The 2934-nt window shown below is 41.6% G+C and carries 2 protein-coding genes and 1 pseudogene; all 3 read right to left on the bottom strand.

The window, feature by feature from the left end; all coding sequences use genetic code 11:
- The coding region (locus IBX50_RS19255) for an NAD-dependent 4,6-dehydratase LegB (protein ID WP_292258016.1) at positions 1-872 on the bottom strand (872 nt) is incomplete at its 3' end.
- Between the two features lie 5 nt (positions 873-877).
- A complete protein-coding gene (locus IBX50_RS19260; RefSeq protein WP_292258017.1) occupies positions 878-2020 on the bottom strand; it encodes a DUF2920 family protein in 1143 nt (380 codons plus the stop codon).
- Between the two features lie 379 nt (positions 2021-2399).
- Positions 2400-2934 (bottom strand): annotated as a pseudogene (locus IBX50_RS19265) (ISAs1 family transposase); the annotation flags it as partial.

Below are 2934 nucleotides of genomic sequence, written 5' to 3' on the forward strand. Positions count from 1 at the left end.
AGTTTTTGGTTGCAGCCCCATAGGCGGAAAACTTCAGACTTCTCAGGTCTGATGCGTTGTTCATCGGTAATGAACTCAACATCGCTGTTCATCAGCTCACGAATGAGGTTGAGAGTATCCCCGACTGAAATTTCATAGTTAGATGCAATGTTCACTGTTTGACCGATAGCAGCATCACATTCAGCCAAAGCTAAAAACCCACGACAGGTGTCCTCAACATAGTTGAAATCACGTGTGGGGGAGATATCACCCAGTTGAATGCTTTTCTCACCTGCTGCAATTTGAGTGATAATGGTAGGAATGACTGCTCGGGCAGATTGGCGAGGGCCATAGGTATTAAAAGGCCTTGCAATTGTCAGAGGCAGATTGAATGCATTGTAAAAGCTCATTGCCATAGCATCAGCAGCGATTTTTGAAGCGCTGTACGGGGATTGCGGTTGTAGTGGATGATTTTCATCAATGGGTACGTATTGAGCTGTGCCATAAACCTCGCTTGTGGAGGTGTGAATAACACGCTTGACACCATTTTCCATGGCTGCCTGACAGATATTCAAGGTGCCTTTGATATTGGTATCAACATAGCTATCCGGTGCTTGGTAAGAATAGGGAATAGCGATCAAGGCTGCCAGGTGGAAAATTACATCCACATCTTTGGTGATCTGTTTGCAGTAATGAGGGTCACGAATATCACCACTCAAGACTTCAACTTGATCCAGGCAGGCAATATTGTCAAGCCAGCCCCAGGAGTTGAAAGAGTTGTATTGGGACAATGCCTTGACTTGGTAGCCTTGTTGAACAAGGAGTTCTGTAAGGTGAGAGCCGATAAAACCATCGGCACCGGTTATAAGAACCCGTCCAATTTTTTTTATCATGATTTTTATTTCTCTTTTTGGTTCTTTGCTATGTCTAGTTCTATTAATGAGTTGAGGTTTTTGAATTTGTATATGTGATCCACAGCAGTGTAGGTTGACTCTGTTATGGTTGAGCACCTAAAGTCATTGTTTTCTTTTAAGTGTTCTTTAAAGAAGTTTTTCATCGAAAGTCTCATGCCATGGTCGAGACTTTTTATTTTTTTTCTTCCTATGTCTGATATGTTAAATATCTTAAAATTTATTTTCATGAATCCTTGAGATTCCATGTCATTAATCATTTGTTTTTTTTCGCTTACGGGAGCGATAAAAGTATCTTTTATTGAGTGGTAGAATATGTATTCAGTGTTGGTTGCACCTTGGTTTGCCATTTGCTTAACTTGATCAATGGTGAACGATCTGATTTCTTTGACTGCACCAGTAAATCTATTGTTGCCGCTGTCTTTTAAAGTCCATGGTGTTTTTACATAAAGCTGAAGTTTTATTTTATTGTTTATTGAGTAAGTGAATTCTGGTGAGTTTATTTCTCTTCCAACTATGTATGATAAATTTGGTTTGGCCCATGAGGAATTGTCTAGAACCAGTCTTATTGCTCCTGGTTTAATTTTTGTTACTAGGTTTGCCAAATAACCACCGTATGAAGATCCAATCAGTGTTATGTTGTTTTTATCTATTCTATATCTCTGTAATGCATCATTTATCGCGTTTATGATATCGATTGCTGCCAGTATTCCGAAGTTCTGGTATTCGTTGTTTGTAGGTGAAATCCCAGCAGAAAATATAAGCTCTTTTTTTGTCTGTTTCGCATATTGTTCTAGCTCTTTATTCCAATCTTTTTCATTGAAGTCTGGTATCTCCTTCCTGATTTCTTCAATGTCTGATTCTTCAAAGTATATCTGGGCGCCTGAGATTGGTCTCGAGCCAATGCAATGGTAGTCAACGGTCATAGCAGAGATTCTGTGTTCTTTGCAGATACTCATACAAAAGTTATCTCTATATGTACCTAGGTCTTCACCAAATCCTGGTATGTAGACCACCAGTCCATTTTCAGGAATCGACTTGTAAATCGTGTATTTACAGCTTCTTTCACTAGCCTCTTCATTTTGAGTTTCTGTGTCTTTTGTACTTTTAAAAATTACTATGTCTTTCAAACTAAATTCCTAGTTGCGAGGCATTTGTTGTGCAGGTTTTGCATTTGTTTTGTCAGTAGTCTTGGTTTCAACTATTAAGTGCATCAGCGCTGGTTCCCAGTGCCCCTGAGAGCTCCCCGTAAAGTATTTCTGCTGACAGGGAAAACGCATGAAATCCATTATCCCGCAAGGACTGTAGCCAGGTAGCTTTAATCATTGCCGCCCTTTTCTGCGAAAGGCGTAAATACAATTTGTCTGGTCATTTTTAAGGACAGTACGCACTTGATCGAAAGTTTTCCATGAACCAGACTCGCAGGGAAAATGCATGAAAACCCTTATGCTCCAAGGATTGTAGCCAGATAACTATCCATCATCCCTGCCTTCTTCTGCTAAGGTGGTGCCGAGTCTCTAGTCGGCCACGGTTTTTTTCCTGCTTACTGTAAGAGTCGCCTTCATAGGGTCGCTATCAACCGCATTGGAAAATGAGCCGTGAAGGCTTCTGCAAGCTTTCGCTGGTTGCCTTTGACGGCCAGTAGATAGTCGGCGCCTTGATTAACGATCTCCAAGGCAATCTTTTTTTGGCAACCCATGGCATCGATAGTGACCAAGCAACCGTGCAGGTTAAGCAGCTTTAATAGCTCAGGAATGGCCGTGATCTCATTGGATTTTTCTTCCGTCTTAACTTGCCCCAGCACCACACCGTTGGCGGCACTAAAGGCACTGATCATGTGAATTGCCCCTTTCCTACGGCTTTTATCGTAAGAGCCACGTAACGTCTTACCATCAATAGCAATCACTTCTCCAGCACTAGCGGTATGACATTCCTTCATCCAGTCTGCGAACACGCGTTGAAACTGTTTGGGGCTGATCATGCCAATCACTCTTGCCAGGGTATCCGCACTAGGAATCCCAGCTTCAAAATCACCATAAGTTCT

Source organism: Marinospirillum sp., from assembly GCF_014859565.1.